We start from the raw sequence: 18,671 nt of genomic DNA, 5'->3' as shown, positions 1-18,671 counted from the left end.
CGAAGGATCTTCGTCCCGTGAATATCGGCATGCTCCTCCCATTCATCGTGCTCATCGGGGCGATGTTCCTGATGACCCGCTCCGCCAAGAAGAAGCAGCAGGCCGCCGCGCAGATGCGCGAGCACCTGATGCCCGGCACCGGCGTCCGCACCATCGGCGGCATGTACGCCACGGTGAAGGAGATCGGCGACGACACCCTCACCCTTGAGGTGGCCCCCGGTGTCCACGCGATCTACGCCAAGAACTCCATCGGCGCGGTCCTGGAGGACGCGGAGTACAACCGCATCGTCCACGGCATCACCGACGAGCCCGTCGACGACGCCCCGGTCGTGCCGGACGACGCCTCCTCGCTCACCGCGGGCGAGACGGACGAGCCGGCCAAGACCGACCTCTCCAAGGACCGGGACGAGGCTCCCAAGCTCGACCTGGGCAAGAAGGACGAGCCCAAGGGCGACGAGCCGCAGGACGGCAAGACCGACGGCGAGGCCGGCGCCAAGTAGCGACCGGCCGGGGACCGCGACGGCGCCTGACCGGCGGCCGGCGCGGCCCCCGTCAGTGACACTTCTGCGGGGGGCAGGGGTCCCCACCACACATTTCGTGGCCGTCCGCGCGCTGACCCGGCGCGGGGCGGTTGGACAGGGAGATACGACAAGGTGGCAGCACCGAAGAAGGGCCGGCGGCCCACGGGGGCTCAGGGGAGGCCGGGGCGCGCCCTGGCCATCATCCTGATCGCGATGGTGGCGCTCACCGCGGGGATGTTCCTCACGAAGCAGACGACGCCCCGGCTGGGCATCGACCTCGCGGGCGGCACGAGCATCACGCTCAAGGCCAAGAGCGAGCCCGGCAAGCCGGACGCGGTCAACGAGACCAACATGAACACGGCGGTCGGCATCATCGAGCGCCGCGTCAACGGTCTCGGCGTCTCGGAGGCCGAGGTCCAGACGCAGGGCCGCGACCACATCATCGTGAACATCCCCCGCGGGATGAACGAGCAGCAGGCGCGCCAGCAGGTCGGTACCACCGCCCAGCTGTACTTCCGCCCCGTCCTGGCCTTCGCCGACGGCGCCCCGGTCACCCCGCAGACGACGCCGAGCCCCTCCACGAGCGGTGCCCCGAGCCCGTCCGCGAGCGGCTCCGGCGCCCCCAAGGCGGAGAGCGGCAAGCCCGGCTCCTCGGCCACCCCGTCGTCCAGCGCCACTTCCCAGGGACGTGTGCTCAGCGAGGCCCTCAAGGCCCCGGGCGCCCCCAGTCCCTCTCCCTCGCCCTCGGCGAGCGAGTCGAAGAAGGCAGACGACAAGGCGCCGACCCCGGTCCCGACCCCGTCGGGCGCCGACGCCGCCGTCGCGGACCTCCAGGCGAAGTTCGCCGCGCTGGACTGCAACGACGAGAAGCAGCGCGCCACGGTGGGCAAGGACGTCAAGCCCGAGGACCCGACGCTCGCCTGTGGCAAGCGCGGCAACACCTGGGGCAAGTGGGTGCTGGGCCCGGCCGCCGTCAACGGCCAGGACGTGGACAACGCCAAGGGCGCGATCAACCCGCAGTCCGCCCAGTGGATCGTCACGATGCAGTTCACCGACAAGGGCGCCGACAAGTTCGCCAAGGTCACCGGTGAGCTCGCCACCAAGCAGCCCCCGCAGAACCAGTTCGCCATCGTGCTCGACGGCCAGGTCATCTCCGACCCGTCCGTGAGCCAGGCGCTGACCGGCGGAAACGCCGAGATCTCGGGCGGTTTCACCCAGCAGTCCGCGCAGGACCTGGGCAACATGCTGTCGTACGGTGCGCTGCCGCTCTCCTTCCAGGAGGACAGCGTCACCACCGTCACCCCCGCGCTCGGCAGCGAGCAGCTCAAGGCCGGCCTCATCGCGGGCGCCATCGGCCTCGCGCTCGTCGTGATCTACCTGCTCGTGTACTACCGGGGCCTGGCGTTCATCGCCATCATCAGCCTCCTGGTGTCCGCCGTCCTCACCTACACGATCATGGCGCTGCTCGGGAAGGGCATCGGGTTCGCGCTGAACCTGCCCGCCGTCTGCGGTGCCATCGTCGCGATCGGCATCACCGCGGACTCGTTCATCGTGTACTTCGAACGCATCCGGGACGAGATCCGCGAGGGCCGCACCCTGCGTCCGGCGGTCGAGCGCGCGTGGCCGAGGGCCCGGCGGACCATCCTGGTCTCCGACTTCGTGTCCTTCCTCGCCGCCGCGGTGCTGTTCATCGTCACCGTCGGCAAGGTGCAGGGCTTCGCCTTCACGTTGGGTCTCACCACCCTGCTCGACGTGGTCGTGGTGTTCCTCTTCACCAAGCCGGTCATGACCCTGCTGGCGCGCACGAAGTTCTTCTCCAGCGGCCACCCGTGGTCCGGGCTGGACCCCAAGCGCCTGGGCGCCAAGCCGCCGCTGCGCCGGTCCCGTCGTACCGGCGGCGGAGCGACCGCCGCCGCCGTGCCCGCCCCCGTCGACGCAAAGGAGGCGTGAGATGTCGAAGCTGGGAGATCTCGGCGCCAGGCTGTACCGCGGTGATGTCGGCTACGACTTCGTCGGCAAGCGTTTCCTCTGGTACGGCGTTTCCATCCTGATCACCATCACGGCGATCGTGGCCCTGGCCGTACAGGGCCTCAACATGGGCATCGAGTTCAAGGGCGGTGCCGTCTTCACCACCCCGAAGACGGCCGTCTCGGTGGCGAAGGTGACGGAGGACGCCAAGACGGCGTCCGGTCACGAGGCGATCGTCCAGGCGCTCGGCACCGGCGGCATGCGGATCCAGATCTCGGGTCTCAACACCGCCGACGCGGCCGGCGTGAAGAAGCAGCTCGCCACCGACCTCAAGGTCGACGCGAACCAGATCAACGCCGACCTGGTCGGCCCCAGCTGGGGCGAGCAGATCGCGAACAAGGCGTGGACCGGCCTCGGCATCTTCATGGTCCTCGTGGTGCTCTACCTCGCGATCGCCTTCGAATGGCGGATGGCGGTGGCGGCGCTCGTCGCGCTGATCCACGACCTCACCATCACCGTCGGCGTGTACGCGCTCGTCGGCTTCGAGGTCACGCCGGGCACCGTGATCGGTCTGCTGACGATCCTCGGTTACTCCCTCTACGACACCGTCGTCGTCTTCGACGGTCTCAAGGAGGGCTCGAAGGACATCACGAAGCAGACCCGGTACACCTTCAGCGAGATCGCCAACCGGAGCATCAACGGCACCCTGGTCCGCTCGATCAACACCACGGTCGTGGCGCTGCTCCCGGTCGGCGCGCTGCTGTTCATCGGCGGCGGCTTCCTGGGCGCGGGCATGCTCAACGACATCTCGCTGTCGCTGTTCGTGGGTCTCGCGGCCGGTGCGTACTCCTCGATCTTCATCGCGACCCCGCTGGTCGTCGACCTGAAGGAGCGCGAGCCGGCGATGAAGGCGCTGCGCAAGCGGGTCCTCGCGAAGCGGGCGGCCGCCGCGGCCAAGGGCGAGTCCCCGGACGACGGATACGACGCGGAGGACGGCCCGCAGGTCGTCGCGCAGGGCCACGGCCCGGGACGGCGGCGCCGGTGACCGCCTGCACGCCCGAGGTGCGCGAGCTGCTCCTCTCCCGGATCAAGGACGTACCGGACTACCCCAAGCCGGGCGTGACGTTCAAGGACATCACCCCGCTGCTGGCCGACCCGAAGGCGTTCGCGGCGCTGACGGACGCGCTGGCGGCCCTGGCGGTGCGGTACGGCGCGACGAAGATCGTCGGGCTGGAGGCGCGCGGGTTCATCCTGGCGGCGCCGGTGGCCGTGCAGTCCGGGATCGGCTTCGTGCCGGTGCGCAAGGCCGGCAAGCTGCCGGGCGCGACGCTGGGACAGGCGTACGACCTGGAGTACGGGACCGCGGAGATCGAAGTCCACGCGGAGGACCTGGCCATCGGTGACCGGGTCATGGTCATCGACGACGTCCTGGCCACCGGTGGCACCGCGGAGGCTTCGCTGTCGCTGATCCGGCGGGCGGGGGCCGAGGTCGCCGGAGTGGCGGTCCTGATGGAGCTGTCGTTCCTGCCCGGCCGCGCCAAGCTGGAACCCGCCCTGGGCGGGGCCCCGCTGGACGCGCTGATCGTGGTCTGACGGCCCTGCCAACGGCCCATCGACGGCCTTCACCCGCCGTGGCGGCGGGCACCCGGGACGCCCCGGGTGCCCGCCGCTTTCGCGTACGGGACCGATCCCCGAGCCGGGAGGAGGCTCGGAGAACGAGCGGACGCAACCCTCGCTACCATGGGTTATCCGGACCTGACCGGGGCCCCGGATCCTCCCCCGGACGGAATCCGGGGGGACCCCCAGAGGAGCGCTCTTGCCAGACGAGGCCCAGCCACTCTCCGCCGCGCAACCCGACCCGCAGGCCGAGCACGCCGAGCAGGCCGAGCAGGCCGCGGCGCCCGCCGCCACGCCCCCGGCCGCCCCGTCGGTCAAGCCCGTCCCGCCGGCGCCGGTCAAGCCCGCCCCGGCGGTCAAGCCCGCGCCCGCGAAGCAGGCCGGGTCCTCCAACCGGGTGCGCGCCCGCCTCGCCCGCCTCGGGGTCCAGCGCTCCAACCCGTACAACCCGGTACTGGAGCCGTTGCTGCGCATAGTCCGCAGCAACGACCCGAAGATCGAGACGGCCACCCTGCGCCAGATCGAGCAGGCATACCAGGTCGCCGAGCGGTGGCACCGCGGGCAGAAGCGCAAGAGCGGCGACCCGTACATCACCCACCCGCTCGCGGTGACGACCATCCTGGCCGAGCTCGGCATGGACCCGGCCACCCTGATGGCGGGTCTGCTGCACGACACCGTCGAGGACACGGAGTACGGCCTCGAACAGCTCAGACGCGACTTCGGCGACGCCGTCGCGCTGCTCGTCGACGGCGTCACCAAGCTGGACCGGGTCAAGTTCGGCGAGGCCGCGCAGGCCGAGACCGTGCGCAAGATGGTCGTGGCCATGGCCAAGGACCCCCGGGTCCTGGTCATCAAGCTCGCCGACCGCCTGCACAACATGCGCACCATGCGCTACCTCAAGAGGGAGAAGCAGGAGAAGAAGGCCCGCGAGACCCTGGAGATCTACGCCCCGCTGGCCCACCGGCTGGGCATGAACACGATCAAGTGGGAACTCGAAGACCTGTCCTTCGCGATCCTGTACCCGAAGATGTACGACGAGATCGTGCGCCTGGTCGCCGAGCGCGCCCCCAAGCGCGACGAGTACCTCGCGATCGTCACCGACGAGGTCCAGGCCGACCTCCGGGCGGCTCGGATCAAGGCCACCGTCACCGGCCGACCCAAGCACTACTACAGCGTCTACCAGAAGATGATCGTGCGGGGCCGCGACTTCGCCGAGATCTACGACCTGGTCGGCATCCGCGTCCTGGTCGACACCGTCCGGGACTGCTACGCGGCCCTCGGCACCGTGCACGCGCGCTGGAACCCGGTCCCCGGCCGGTTCAAGGACTACATCGCGATGCCGAAGTTCAACATGTACCAGTCGCTGCACACGACGGTCATCGGCCCCAGCGGCAAGCCGGTCGAACTCCAGATCCGCACCTTCGACATGCACCGCCGGGCCGAATACGGCATCGCCGCGCACTGGAAGTACAAGCAGCAGACCGTCGCGGGCACCTCCAAGGTCCGCACCGACGTCCCGCAGGCCGCCAAGGGCAGCGCCGGCCAGGACACCGTCAACGACATGGCGTGGCTGCGCCAGTTGCTGGACTGGCAGAAGGAGACCGAGGACCCGGGCGAGTTCCTCGACTCGCTGCGGTTCGACCTCTCCCGCAACGAGGTCTTCGTCTTCACGCCCAAGGGCGACGTCATCGCCCTGCCCGCCGGCGCCACCTCGGTGGACTTCGCGTACGCCGTCCACACCGAGGTCGGCCACCGCACCATAGGGGCGCGGGTCAACGGGCGGCTGGTGCCGCTCGAATCGACCCTGGACAACGGCGACCTGGTCGAGGTGTTCACCTCCAAGGCCGAAGGCGCCGGACCGTCCCGCGACTGGCTGGGCTTCGTCAAGTCCCCGCGCGCCCGCAACAAGATCCGCGCCTGGTTCTCCAAGGAACGCCGCGACGAGGCCATCGAGCACGGCAAGGACGCCATCGCCCGGGCCATGCGCAAGCAGAACCTGCCGATCCAGCGCATCCTGACGGGCGACTCCCTCGTCACCCTCGCGCACGAGATGCGCTACCCCGACATCTCGTCCCTGTACGCGGCCATCGGCGAGGGCCACGTGGCCGCGCAGGGCGTCGTACAGAAGCTGGTGCAGGCCCTCGGCGGCGAGGACGCGGCCAACGAGGACATTGAGGAGAGCGTCCCGCCCTCGCGCGGCCGCAAGCGCCGCGGCAGCGCCGACCCGGGCGTGGTCGTCAAGGGCGTCGACGACGTGTGGGTCAAGCTGGCCCGCTGCTGCACCCCGGTCCCGGGCGACCCGATCATCGGATTCGTCACGCGGGGCAGCGGCGTTTCGGTTCACCGCGCCGACTGCGTCAACGTGGACTCGCTGTCCCAGCAGCCGGAGCGGATGCTGGAGGTCGAGTGGGCACCCACCCAGTCCTCCGTGTTCCTGGTCGCCATCCAGGTCGAGGCGCTGGACCGGTCCCGGCTGCTGTCCGACGTCACCCGCGTCCTGTCGGACCAGCACGTCAACATCCTCTCGGCGGCCGTGCAGACCTCCCGCGACCGGGTGGCCACCTCCCGATTCACCTTCGAGATGGGCGACCCGAAGCACCTGGGACACGTCCTCAAGGCCGTCCGGGGCGTCGAGGGCGTCTACCCGGTGTCCGGGGCCAGCCGGGCCGGCTGGGCTTTGGCCACCCCTGGGGCCCCACGGGGCCGGGTTCGTCGGCGGGGCCCCACCCCCGGGGGGTGGCGCCCGTCGTCGTACCGGCCGGGCGTCAGCCGCCGAACTCCTCCAGGCCCTTGAGCGCCTGGTCCAGCAGGGCCTGGCGGCCCTCCAGCTCACGGGACAGCTTGTCGGCCTTCGCGTTGTTGCCCGCGGCGCGGGCCGCGTCGATCTGCTGACGCAGCTTGTCGACCGCCGCCTGCAGCTGACCCGTCAGACCGGCCGCACGCGCCCGCGCCTCCGGGTTCGTACGACGCCACTCGCCTTCCTCGGCCTCCTGGATGGCCCGCTCCACGGCGTGCATCCGGCCCTCGACCTTGGGACGCGCGTCCCGCGGCACGTGCCCGATGGCCTCCCAGCGCTCGTTCAGGGAGCGGAACGCGGCCCGGGCCGCCTTCAGGTCCGTCACCGGGACGAGCTTCTCGGCCTCCTCGGCCAGCTCCTCCTTCAGCTTCAGGTTCTCCACCTGCTCGGCGTCACGCTCCGCGAAGACCTCGCCGCGGGCCGCGAAGAACACGTCCTGCGCACCGCGGAAACGGTTCCACAGGTCGTCCTCCGCCTCCCGCTGCGCCCGGCCCGCGGCCTTCCAGCTCTCCATCAGCTCGCGGTAGCGGGCGGCCGTCGGACCCCAGTCCGTCGACTTCGACAGCGACTCGGCCTCCGCGACCAGCTTCTCCTTTGCCTTGCGGGCCTCCTCGCGCTGCGCGTCCAGCGAGGCGAAGTGCGCCTTGCGGCGCTTGGAGAACGCCGAGCGGGCGTGCGAGAAGCGGTGCCACAGCTCGTCGTCCGACTTGCGGTCGAGCCGGGGCAGCCCCTTCCAGATGTCCACCAGGGCGCGCAGCCGCTCGCCCGCGCTGCGCCACTGGTCGCTCTGCGCCAGCTGCTCGGCCTCGGTGACCAGCGCGTCCTTGGCCGCCCGAGCCTCGTCCGCCTGCTTGGCCTTCTGGACCTTGCGCTCCTCGCGCCGCGACTCCACCGTCGCGACCAGCTTGTCCAGCCGCACGCGCAGCGCGTCGAGGTCGCCCACGGCGTGGTGCTCGTCCACCTGCGTGCGCAGGTGGTCGATCGCCGTCTGCGCGTCCTTGGCGGACAGATCGGTGGTCCGCACCCGCCGTTCGAGGAGGCCGATCTCGACCACCAGGCCCTCGTACTTGCGCTCGAAGTAGGCCAGGGCCTCCTCAGGGGTGCCCGCCTGCCAAGAGCCGACGACCTGCTCGCCCTCGGCAGTACGCACGTACACGGTGCCGGTCTCGTCGACTCGGCCCCACGGGTCGCTGCTCACAGCGCCTCCTCCACCTGATGCCTCGCGAGGGGTTCACCCCCGGGCATCGTCCACAGTTTCCTGGGGCGGGCCGCGCCCGCCCTGCACAACGCCAACATAGGCGACCGCCGGGCCGGCTGTCCGCATCCCGCACGACGCAATATCGACGCACGGGCGGAGGCCGGCCGTGACCGGCCCCCGCTACCCGATCCCGGTCAGTTCTTGGTGACGGTGCCCTTCTCGATGGTCACCGGGTTCTTGGGGGCGCCGTCCTGCGCCCCGTCGGCCGTCCCCGCCTTCGCGATGTCCTCCACGACCTTGAGACCGGCCGCGTCGATCTTGCCGAAGGGCGTGTACGAGGGAGCCAGCGGGCTGTCCTTGTAGACCAGGAAGAACTGGCTGCCACCGGTCCCGGGCTGCCCCGTGTTCGCCATCGCCACCGTGCCCGCCGGGTAGATCACCTGACCCTGGTCGTTCGGCTTGCCCAGGGCGTCCAGGTTCTCGTCCGGGATGGTGTAGCCGGGGCCGCCCATGCCGGTGCCCTGCGGGTCACCGCACTGGAGCACGAAGATGCCGCCGGTCACCAGGCGGTGACACTTGGTGTTGTCGAAGAAGCCCTTGTCGGCGAGCGACTTGAACGAGTTGACCGTCTGCGGCGTCTTCGCCGCGTCCATCTCGAACGTCACGTCGCCCGCGCTCGTCTTGAGCGCGAAGGTGTACTTCGCCTTGTCGTCGATCGCCATCGCCGGGGGCGACTGCTTGGGGGTCGGGGAGGCGGCCGGCGAGGGGGTGGCCGACGCCTCGGGCTTCTTGTCCTTCGAGTCGAAGACACCGCCCGCCACGAGACCGACCAGCGTCGCGACCACGACGGCCACGACCGCGCCGACCACCGCCGCGCGGCGGCGCGCCTTCTGCCGGGCCTCCGCCCGCCGCTTCTGCTGGCGTTCGTACTTCTCCCTGGCGAGCTGTCGCCGACGCTGATCGCTGCTGACCACCGGTCGTCTCCTTGTACGTCTCTGGTACCGCTGTCCGGGCTGGGTTAGGCCGTACCGTATATGGGTTCGCTGTGTCACGAGCCGCGCCGGTAGGCTCTGAGCAGCGGCATCGCGCTCCGTGCGCGCCGCCCGAGCTCCCGCCGGACGACGATTGAGGACGAACGTGCTGATTGCCGGGTTCCCCGCAGGTGCCTGGGGGACCAACTGCTATGTGGTCGCCCCCGCCGCCGGTGAGGAGTGCGTCGTCATCGACCCGGGCCACCAGGCCACCCAGGGCGTCGAGGAGACGTTGCGCAAGCACCGGCTCAAGCCCGTCGCGGTCGTCCTCACCCACGGCCACATCGATCATGTGGCCTCGGTGGTCCCGGTGTGCGGAGCACACGACGTTCCGGCCTGGATCCACCCCCAGGACCGCTACATGATGAGCGACCCGGAGAAGGCGCTCGGCCGCTCCATCGGGATGCCGCTCATGGGCGAGCTGACGATCGGCGAACCGGACGACGTCCGCGAGCTGACCGACGGGGCGGACCTGAAGCTGGCCGGGATGGACTTCTCGGTGGCCCACGCGCCCGGGCATACCAAGGGGTCGGTGACCTTCCGGATGCCCGAGGCGGCCGACATCCCGTCGGTGTTCTTCTCGGGCGACCTGCTCTTCGCCGGCTCCATCGGACGCACCGACCTGCCCGGCGGCTCCCACGCCGAGATGCTCCGCTCGCTGGCCCGCGTGTGCCTGCCGCTGGACGACTCGACGGTGGTGCTGTCCGGCCACGGTCCCCAGACCACCATCGGCCGTGAGCGCGCGACCAACCCGTACCTGCGGGACGTCGCCGCCGGCCTGGGGGACGGCGCAGCCGCCCCACGACGAGGAATGTGACGAGACTTCCGTGAGCACCTTCAAGGCCCCCAAGGGCACCTACGACCTGATCCCGCCGTACTCGGCGAAGTACCTGGCCGTCCGGGACGCCATCTCCGGCCCCCTGCGCACCTCCGGCTACGGGTACGTCGAGACGCCGGGCTTCGAGGACGTCGACCTGTTCGCCCGCGGTGTCGGTGAGTCCACCGACATCGTCACCAAGGAGATGTACACCCTCACCACGAAGGGCGGCGCGAACCTCGCGCTGCGCCCGGAGGGAACGGCGTCCGTGCTGCGCGCGGCCCTGGAGGCCAACCTGCACAAGGCCGGCGGCCTGCCGGTCAAGCTCTGGTACTCGGGCTCGTACTACCGCTACGAGCGTCCGCAGAAGGGCCGCTACCGCCACTTCTCGCAGGTCGGCGCCGAGGCCATCGGCGCCGAGGACCCGGCGCTGGACGCCGAGCTGATCATCCTGGCCGACCAGGCGTACCGCACGCTCGGGCTGCGTGACTTCCGGATCCTGCTGAACTCGCTGGGCGACAAGGAGTGCCGCCCGGTGTACCGGGAGGCGCTCCAGTCCTTCCTGCGCGGGCTGGACCTGGACGAGGAGACCGTGCGCCGGGCCGAGATCAACCCGCTGCGCGTCCTGGACGACAAGCGGCCCGAGGTGCAGAAGCAGCTCACCGGGGCGCCGCTGCTCCGCGATTACCTGTGCGACGCCTGCAAGGCGTACCACGAGGAGGTGCGGACGCTGGTCACGGCGGCCGGCGTCGCCTTCGAGGACGACGAGAAGCTGGTGCGCGGGCTGGACTACTACACGCGCACCACCTTCGAGTTCGTGCACGACGGTCTCGGCTCGCAGTCCGCGGTCGGCGGCGGCGGACGCTACGACGGACTGTCCGAGATGATCGGCGGACCGGCGCTGCCGTCGGTGGGCTGGGCGCTCGGTGTGGACCGCACGGTGCTCGCGCTGGAGGCCGAGGGCATCGAGCTGGACATCCCGCCCGCCACGTCGGTGTTCGCGGTGGCCCTCGGCGAGGCGAAGCCGGTGCTCTTCGGGCTGGTCACCGAGTTGCGCCGGGCGGGGGTCGCGGCCGACATCTCGTACGGGGGCAAGGGCCTCAAGGGCGCCATGAAGGACGCCAACCGCTCGGGCGCCCGCTTCGCGATCGTCGCGGGCGACCGGGACCTGGCCGAGGGCGTGGTGCAGCTCAAGGACATGGAGTCCGGGGAACAGAGCCCGGTGGCCGTGGCCGAGGTGGTCGAGGTGCTGCGGGCCAAGCTGGCCTGACCGCTGCCGTCCCGAGGGGGCGGGCCGGGGGAGCGTCCCCGGCCCCGCCCCCTCGTCGTCGGCGGCCCGTGGATCGGTCCTTATCCGCAACGAACGGCCCGGGAGCGGCCCCGTACGGCACAATGGCCGGTGCTTGATGACCTTGCAGATGTGGAGCGGGCGGGATGACGACAACAGGCGCTGAAGCGGACACCGCCCGGACCTTCGGCGGCAGCCGGGCCCTGGCGCTGCTCTTGGTGATCACCGGCGCGGCGGGGCTGCTGGCCGCCTGGGTGATCACCATCGACAAGTTCAAGCTGCTGGAGGACCCGAACTTCACGCCGGGCTGCAGCCTGAACCCGATCGTCTCCTGCGGCAACATCATGAAGAGCGAACAGGCCGCCGTCTTCGGGTTCCCGAACCCGATGCTCGGCCTCGTCGCCTACGGGATCGTGATCTGCGTCGGCATGAGCATGCTGGCCGGGGCGCGCTTTCGCCGCTGGTACTGGCTCACCCTCAACGCGGGCATGCTGTTCGGCGTCGGCTTCTGCACCTGGCTGATGTACCAGTCGCTCTACCACATCAACTCGCTGTGCCTGTGGTGCTGCCTCGCCTGGGTCGCCACGATCTTCATGTTCTGGTACGTCACGGCCCACAACGTGCGCACCCGGATGCTGCCGGCCCCGGGATGGCTGCGCGGCTTCCTCGACGAGTTCCCCTGGGTGCTGCCCGTCCTGCACGTCGGGATCATCGGGATGCTGATCCTGACCCGCTGGTGGGACTTCTGGACCTCCTGACGGCCCCCTCGGCTGTCGGTGGCCTCGCATAGGCTTCCCGTGTGGAACCAGATCTCTTCACCGCCGCCGCCGAGGACCGCCAGGAGAAGGACCCGTCCGCCTCGCCCCTCGCCGTCCGGATGCGCCCGCGCACCCTGGACGAAGTCGTGGGCCAGCAGCACCTGCTCAAACCCGGGGCCCCGCTGCGGCGGTTGGTCGGGGAAGGCGCCGGCGGACCGGCGGGCGCCTCCTCGGTGATCCTGTGGGGTCCGCCCGGCACCGGGAAGACCACCCTCGCCTACGTGGTCAGCCAGGCGACGCAGAAGCGGTTCGTGGAACTGTCGGCGATCACCGCGGGCGTCAAGGAGGTGCGCGCCGTCATCGAGGGCGCCCGGCGGGCGGCCGGCGGTTACGGCAAGGAGACCGTCCTCTTCCTGGACGAGATCCACCGGTTCAGCAAGGCGCAGCAGGACTCGCTGCTCCCGGCCGTCGAGAACCGCTGGGTGACCCTCATCGCGGCGACCACCGAGAACCCGTACTTCTCGATCATCTCGCCGCTGCTCTCGCGCTCCCTGCTGCTGACGCTGGAGCCGCTGACGGACGACGACCTGCGCGCGCTGCTGCGGCGGGCGCTCACCGAGGAGCGGGGACTGGGCGGGGCGGTGACCCTGCCGGCCGACGCCGAGGCGCACCTGCTGCGCATCGCCGGCGGTGACGCCCGCCGGGCGCTGACCGCGCTGGAGGCGGGGGCCGGGTCGGCGATCGCCAAGGGCGAGCCCGAGATCACCCTGCAGACGATGGAGGAGGCAGTCGACCGCGCCGCCGTCACCTACGACCGGGACGGCGACCAGCACTACGACGTGGCGAGTGCGCTGATCAAGTCGATCCGGGGCTCGGACGTGGACGCGGCGCTGCACTACCTGGCCCGGATGATCGAGGCGGGGGAGGACCCCCGGTTCATCGCGCGGCGCCTGATGATCTCCGCGAGCGAGGACATCGGGCTGGCGGACCCCACGGCCCTGCCGCTAGCGGTCGCGGCGGCGCAGGCGGTGGCCATGATCGGCTTCCCGGAGGCGGCGCTGACCCTGTCGCACGTGACGATCGCCCTGGCGCTGGCCCCCAAGTCGAACACCGCGACGACGGCGATCGGCGCGGCCCTGGCGGACGTACGGGCGGGACTGGCCGGCGCGGTCCCGGCGCACCTGCGGGACGGCCACTACAAGGGCGCGGCCAAGCTCGGCCACGCGGTGGGGTACGTCTACCCGCACGACGTGCCGGGCGCGATCGCCGCCCAGCAGTACGCGCCGGACGCGGTCAAGGACAAGCGGTACTACGAGCCGACGCGCTACGGGGCGGAGGCGCGGTACGCGGACGTGGTGGAGAAGGTCCGCGAACGCCTGCGCGGCGAGCGCGGCTGACCCCGGAGGGTGGATCCGCGCCCACCGCGGCCTCGGATACGATGGTCCACGGACACCGGCGCCGTACCCGTGATCTCGATCACTGTGAGGCAGCCGGGATCCTGGGCGTGTGCGGCTGCCCCGGCAGCCGCGGAGTCCTTGGGAACAAGGAGGATCGCGCCCCCGTCCGGGGTGACGGCCAAGCGGCCGGCTCTCCTGTCCCGCGCTGCGCCGGCTCCTGGATGTCAGGAGCATCCGGCGACGTGGGGGATACTGAGGCGTTGGACTCTACGAGGGTTCGTACGCGTTCGGCTCCGGTGAGCTGCCGAACGCCTTCCCTGGGACGCGGCTGACCTTGCTTAACGTCGTCGAAAGCGGATTCCGTTTCGTTGGAACCCGAACTTCGATGCGCACTGGGCAGGGGGATCCCATGTGGTCGAGACATTACGTCCTCCTCGTTACGGTAAGCCTCACCTGAACTACATGGAGGTAGGTTCCACGTGAACCAGAAGCGACCCAAGGTCAAGAAGTCGCGTGCCCTCGGCATTGCGCTGACCCCGAAGGCCGTCAAGTACTTCGAGGCCCGCCCCTACCCGCCGGGCGAGCACGGCCGTGGCCGCAAGCAGAACTCGGACTACAAGGTTCGTCTGCTCGAGAAGCAGCGTCTGCGCGCCCAGTACGACATCTCTGAGCGTCAGATGGCTCGCGCCTACGACCGCGCCAAGAAGGCCGAAGGCAAGACGGGCGAGGCGCTGGTCGTCGAGCTCGAGCGTCGCCTCGACGCCCTGGTCCTGCGTTCGGGCATCGCCCGCACCATCTACCAGGCCCGCCAGATGGTCGTTCACGGCCACATCGAGGTCAACGGTGCCAAGGTCGACAAGCCGTCGTTCCGCGTCCGCCCGGACGACGTGATCACGGTGCGCGAGCGCAGCCGCGAGAAGGTTCCGTTCCAGGTTGCCCGTGAGGGTGGCTACGCGGGTGAGGGCGAGACCCCTCGTTACCTGCAGGTCAACCTGAAGGCCCTGGCCTTCCGCCTGGACCGCGACCCGAACCGCAAGGAAATCCCGGTCATCTGCGACGAGCAGCTCGTCGTCGAGTACTACGCCCGCTGATCTTCCGGCGGTCGTAGCCTCACAGGCTGGTCAGCCCGCCGGTTCCCCCTCGGGGGAGCCGGCGGGCTTCCTGCTTTCCCGGCCGGGGCCGGTATTCCGGTACGGCCGGGGATCTCCGGCGCGATAGGGTCGGAGAAGACTTTTCATACGCAGTGATCAACGTGCAGAGAGCGGTGCGAACGTGTCCGGTGGAGAGGTGGCCGGGATTCTCGTGGCCGTCTTCTGGGCCATCCTGGTCTCCTTCCTCGCCGTGGCCCTGGCGAGACTGGCCCAGGTGCTCAAGGCGACCACCAAGCTCGTGGCGGACGTGACCGAACAGGCCGTCCCGCTGCTGGCCGACGCCTCCACGACCGTGCGCTCCGCCCGCACCCAGCTCGACCGGGTCGACGCGATCGCGAGCGACGTCCAGGAGGTCACCTCCAACGCCTCCGCCCTGTCCTCGACCGTGGCCTCCACCTTCGGCGGCCCGCTGGTCAAGGTCGCCGCCTTCGGCTACGGCGTGCGCAAGGCCCTGGGCCGGACCGACGCCGGGCCCACCAAGACCCCCCGACGCACTGTGATCGTCGGCCGTACGGTGCCGGGCGCCCGGCGCCGGAAGCAGAAGGGCTGAGACCTCCGATGTTCCGCCGAGCCTTCTGGTTCACCGCCGGCGCGGCCGCCGGCGTATGGGCCACCACCAAGGTCAACCGGCAGCTCAAGAAGCTGACCCCGGAGAGCCTCGCCGCGCAAGCCGCCGACAAGGCCGTCGAGGCGGGCCACCGCCTCAAGGACTTCGCCCTGGACGTCAAGGCGGGAATGACGCAGCGCGAGGAAGAGCTGAACGACGCACTGGGACTGCACCAGGACGTCGACACGCCGGCCCTGACCGGCAACGTCACCGCCTTGCCCGGGCCGCGGCGGACGCGGGCCGTCGCGCTCGACCCGCACGACCAGACCACCCACCGCCCGAAACTCTCGTACAACCGGAATGAGGACCACTGATGGAGTCGGCTGAAATCCGCCGCCGCTGGCTGAGCTTCTTCGAGGAGCGCGGTCACACCGTTGTCCCTTCGGCGTCGCTCATCGCGGACGACCCGACTCTGCTGCTGGTCAACGCCGGCATGGTCCCCTTCAAGCCGTACTTCCTCGGCGAGACCAAGCCCCCGGCCCCCCGGGCCACCAGCGTGCAGAAGTGCGTCCGTACGCCGGACATCGAAGAGGTCGGCAAGACCACCCGCCACGGCACGTTCTTCCAGATGTGCGGCAACTTCTCCTTCGGCGACTACTTCAAGGAAGGCGCCATCACGTACGCCTGGGAGCTGCTGACCAGCTCCGTGGCGGACGGCGGCTACGGCCTGGAGCCCGAGAAGCTGTGGATCACCGTCTACCTCGACGACGACGAGGCCGAGCAGATCTGGCGCGAGAAGATCGGCGTCCCCGCCGAGCGGATCCAGCGCCTGGGCAAGAAGGACAACTTCTGGTCCATGGGCGTCCCCGGACCCTGCGGCCCGTGCTCCGAGATCAACTACGACCGCGGCCCCGAGTTCGGTGTCGAGGGCGGCCCGGCCGTCAACGACGAGCGGTACGTGGAGATCTGGAACCTGGTCTTCATGCAGTACGAGCGCGGCGCCGGCGACGGGAAGGAAGACTTCCCCATCCTCGGCGACCTGCCGTCGAAGAACATCGACACCGGCCTCGGCCTCGAACGTCTCGCCATGATCCTGCAGGACGTGCGGAACATGTACGAGACCGACACCCTGCGCGTGGTCATGGACAAGGCCACCGAACTGACCGGCGTCCGGTACGGCGCCGCGCACGACACCGACGTCTCGATGCGCGTGGTCGCCGACCACATCCGCACCTCCGTGATGCTCATCGGCGACGGTGTCACCCCGGGCAACGAGGGCCGCGGCTACGTGCTGCGCCGCATCATGCGCCGCGCCATCCGCAACATGCGCCTCATGGGCGCCACCGGCCCGGTCGTCCACGACCTCGTGGACGTCGTGATCAACACGATGGGGCAGCAGTACCCGGAGCTCGTCACCGACCGCAAGCGCATCGAGACCGTCGCCCTCGCCGAAGAGGCCGCCTTCCTCAAGGCGATCAAGGGCGGCACGAACATCCTCGACACCGCGGTCGGCGAGACCAAGGCCGCCGGCGGCACCGTCCTCCCCGGTGACAAGGCGTTCCTGCTCCACGACACCTGGGGCTTCCCGATCGACCTCACCCTGGAGATGGCCGCCGAACAGGGCCTCTCCGTAGACGAGAGCGGCTTCCGCCGCCTCATGCAGGAGCAGCGCGACCGGGCCAAGGCCGACGCCAAGGCCAAGAAGACCGGCCACGCGGACATGTCCGCCTACCGGGAGATCGCCGACGGCTCCGGCGCCACCGAGTTCACCGGCTACGCCACCACCCAGGGCGAGTCCACCATCGTCGGCCTGCTGGTCAACGGCGTCTCCGCGCCCGCCGCCTCTGAGGGCGACGAGGTCGAGGTCGTCCTGGACCGCACCCCCTTCTACGCCGAGGGCGGCGGCCAGCTCGCCGACCAGGGTCGGATCAAGCTCGACTCCGGCGCCGTCATCGAGGTCCGCGACGTCCAGCAGCCCGTCCCCGGTGTCTCCGTGCACAAGGGATCGGTGCAGGTCGGCGAGGTGACCGTGGGCGCCTCCGCCTACGCCGCCATCGACGTCCGACGCCGCCGGGCCATCGCCCGCGCCCACTCCGCCACGCACCTGACCCACCAGGCCCTGCGCGACGCCCTCGGCCCGACGGCCGCCCAGGCCGGCTCGGAGAACTCGCCCGGCCGCTTCCGCTTCGACTTCGGTTCGCCGAACGCCGTCCCCGGCTCGGTCCTCACCGACGTCGAGCAGAAGATCAACGACGTGCTCTCCCGCGAGCTCGACGTCACCGCCGAGATCATGAGCATCGACGAGGCGAAGAAGCAGGGCGCCATCGCCGAGTTCGGCGAGAAATACGGCGAGCGCGTGCGCGTCGTGACCATCGGCGACTTCTCCAAGGAGCTGTGCGGCGGTACGCACGTCGGCAACACCAGCCAGCTCGGTCTGGTCAAGCTGCTCGGCGAGTCCTCCATCGGCTCCGGCGTGCGCCGCGTCGAGGCCCTCGTGGGCGTGGACGCGTACAACTTCCTCGCCAAGGAGCACACGGTCGTCGCCCAGCTCCAGGAGCTGGTCAAGGGCCGCCCCGAGGAGCTGCCGGAGAAGATCGCTTCCATGCTCGGCAAGCTGAAGGACGCCGAGAAGGAGATCGAGAAGTTCCGCGCGGAGAAGGTCCTCCAGGCCGCCGCGGGTCTCGCCGAGAACGCCCAGGACATCCGCGGTGTGGCGCTCGTCGTCGGTCAGGTACCGGACGGCACCGGCGCCGACGACCTGCGCAAGCTGGTCCTCGACGTGCGGGGACGGCTCGGACAGGTCTCGGGACAGGGTGGCCGGCCGGCCGTCGTGGCCCTGTTCGCCGTGGCGAACGACCGGCCGCTGACCGTCATCGCCACCAACGAGGCCGCCCGCGAGCGCGGTCTCAAGGCCGGTGACCTGGTCCGCACCGCCGCCAAGACCCTCGGCGGCGGCGGTGGCGGCAAGCCCGACGTGGCCCAGGGCGGCGGCCAGAACCCGGCCGCCGTGCCGGAGGCCATCGCCGCGGTCGAGCGCCTCGTGGCCGAGACGGCCTGACGATGACGCTGCGCCGCGGCCGCCGACTGGCCATCGACGTCGGGGACGCCCGGATCGGGGTCGCTTCCTGCGACCCCGACGGGGTGCTGGCCACACCGGTGGAAACCGTGCCCGGCCGGGACATCCCGTTCGCCCACCGGCGGCTGCGGCAGCTCGTGCAGGAGTACGAGCCGCTCGAAGTCGTGGTCGGCCTTCCCCGCTCGCTCAGCGGGCGGGAGGGGCCGGCCGCGGCCAAGGTGCGGGTCTTCGCCAACGAACTCGCCAAGGGCATCAAGCCGGTGACGGTCCGTCTGGTGGACGAGCGGATGACGACGGTCACCGCCGCCCAGGGGTTGCGGGCCTCCGGGAAGAACGCGAAGAAGGGACGGGCGGTCATCGATCAGGCGGCCGCCGTGGTGATCCTTCAGAACGCTCTTGAGACCGAACGGGTATCAGGTAATCCGCCCGGTGAGTGCGTCGAAGTGGTTGTCTGATCGCGATACGGTAACGTTCCGCGCGATGTGACGGCATTCGAACAGCCGTC

At 70.4% G+C, this 18,671-nt stretch carries 15 protein-coding genes and 1 pseudogene; 14 read left to right on the top strand and 2 right to left on the bottom strand.

From position 1 onward, the window contains the following. Window positions 1-17: 17 nt before the first annotated feature. The 5 genes and pseudogenes from yajC to ACFVXJ_RS08260 form a co-directional block, all read left to right on the top strand. Entirely contained in the window at window positions 18-500 is a 483-nt protein-coding gene (gene yajC / locus ACFVXJ_RS08280) for a preprotein translocase subunit YajC (RefSeq protein ID WP_389660517.1), read from the top strand. A gap of 153 nt (window positions 501-653) precedes the next feature. Then, window positions 654-2,471 (top strand): protein translocase subunit SecD, encoded by a 1,818-nt coding sequence (gene secD / locus ACFVXJ_RS08275; protein WP_389660515.1) that lies wholly within the window; start codon window positions 654-656, stop codon window positions 2,469-2,471. 1 nt (window position 2,472) lies between these two features. Further along, a complete protein-coding gene (gene secF / locus ACFVXJ_RS08270; protein ID WP_389660513.1) occupies window positions 2,473-3,534 on the top strand; it encodes a protein translocase subunit SecF in 1,062 nt (353 codons plus the stop codon). After that, a complete protein-coding gene (locus ACFVXJ_RS08265; RefSeq protein WP_361318586.1) occupies window positions 3,531-4,082 on the top strand; it encodes an adenine phosphoribosyltransferase in 552 nt (183 codons plus the stop codon). The genes secF and ACFVXJ_RS08265 overlap by 4 nt, the downstream gene beginning before the upstream one ends. A gap of 223 nt (window positions 4,083-4,305) precedes the next feature. Next, a pseudogene (locus ACFVXJ_RS08260) lies at window positions 4,306-6,756 on the top strand (RelA/SpoT family protein); the annotation flags it as partial. Window positions 6,757-6,871: 115 nt separating this feature from the next. Here the strand turns inward: ACFVXJ_RS08260 and ACFVXJ_RS08255 are convergent. Beyond that, window positions 6,872-8,101, bottom strand: a complete 1,230-nt coding sequence (locus tag ACFVXJ_RS08255; RefSeq protein ID WP_389660511.1) for a DUF349 domain-containing protein — start codon at window positions 8,099-8,101, stop codon at window positions 6,872-6,874. Window positions 8,102-8,295: 194 nt separating this feature from the next. Next, on the bottom strand, window positions 8,296-9,075 hold the full coding sequence (locus ACFVXJ_RS08250) for a peptidylprolyl isomerase (RefSeq protein WP_389660509.1): 780 nt from the start codon (window positions 9,073-9,075) through the stop codon (window positions 8,296-8,298). Between the two features lie 163 nt (window positions 9,076-9,238). On the opposite strand from ACFVXJ_RS08250, the gene ACFVXJ_RS08245 reads away from it, so the two are divergent. The 9 genes from ACFVXJ_RS08245 to ruvX all read left to right on the top strand — a co-directional run bounded on the left by ACFVXJ_RS08245 (window position 9,239) and on the right by ruvX (window position 18,621). Continuing rightward, a complete protein-coding gene (locus ACFVXJ_RS08245) occupies window positions 9,239-9,949 on the top strand; it encodes an MBL fold metallo-hydrolase (protein ID WP_361318594.1) in 711 nt (236 codons plus the stop codon). 10 nt (window positions 9,950-9,959) lie between these two features. After that, window positions 9,960-11,219 (top strand): histidine--tRNA ligase, encoded by a 1,260-nt coding sequence (gene hisS / locus ACFVXJ_RS08240; RefSeq protein WP_389660507.1) that lies wholly within the window; start codon window positions 9,960-9,962, stop codon window positions 11,217-11,219. Window positions 11,220-11,383: 164 nt separating this feature from the next. Then, the gene (locus tag ACFVXJ_RS08235; RefSeq protein ID WP_389660505.1) at window positions 11,384-11,995 is read left to right on the top strand and encodes a vitamin K epoxide reductase family protein; all 612 of its coding nucleotides are present in this window, start codon (window positions 11,384-11,386) and stop codon (window positions 11,993-11,995) included. Window positions 11,996-12,036: 41 nt separating this feature from the next. Beyond that, window positions 12,037-13,392, top strand: a complete 1,356-nt coding sequence (locus ACFVXJ_RS08230; protein WP_389660503.1) for a replication-associated recombination protein A — start codon at window positions 12,037-12,039, stop codon at window positions 13,390-13,392. A 479-nt stretch (window positions 13,393-13,871) separates the two neighbouring features. Then, entirely contained in the window at window positions 13,872-14,483 is a 612-nt protein-coding gene (gene rpsD, locus ACFVXJ_RS08225) for a 30S ribosomal protein S4 (RefSeq protein ID WP_030026606.1), read from the top strand. Window positions 14,484-14,664: 181 nt separating this feature from the next. Next, window positions 14,665-15,093, top strand: coding sequence for a DUF948 domain-containing protein (locus ACFVXJ_RS08220; RefSeq protein WP_389660500.1), 429 nt, complete (start codon window positions 14,665-14,667; stop codon window positions 15,091-15,093). A gap of 8 nt (window positions 15,094-15,101) precedes the next feature. Then, a complete protein-coding gene (locus tag ACFVXJ_RS08215; RefSeq protein WP_389660498.1) occupies window positions 15,102-15,464 on the top strand; it encodes a DUF6167 family protein in 363 nt (120 codons plus the stop codon). Beyond that, window positions 15,464-18,148, top strand: coding sequence for an alanine--tRNA ligase (alaS, locus tag ACFVXJ_RS08210; protein WP_389660496.1), 2,685 nt, complete (start codon window positions 15,464-15,466; stop codon window positions 18,146-18,148). Before ACFVXJ_RS08215 ends, alaS begins: the two co-directional genes overlap by 1 nt. A 2-nt stretch (window positions 18,149-18,150) precedes the next feature. After that, window positions 18,151-18,621, top strand: coding sequence for a Holliday junction resolvase RuvX (ruvX, locus tag ACFVXJ_RS08205; RefSeq protein ID WP_389660494.1), 471 nt, complete (start codon window positions 18,151-18,153; stop codon window positions 18,619-18,621). Window positions 18,622-18,671 lie beyond the last annotated feature (50 nt).

Source organism: Streptomyces sp. NPDC058279 (assembly GCF_042881255.1).
Lineage (GTDB): Bacteria > Actinomycetota > Actinomycetes > Streptomycetales > Streptomycetaceae > Streptomyces.
Note: the sequence above shows the minus strand (reverse complement) of the source record. Positions and strands in the feature narration are given on the sequence as shown.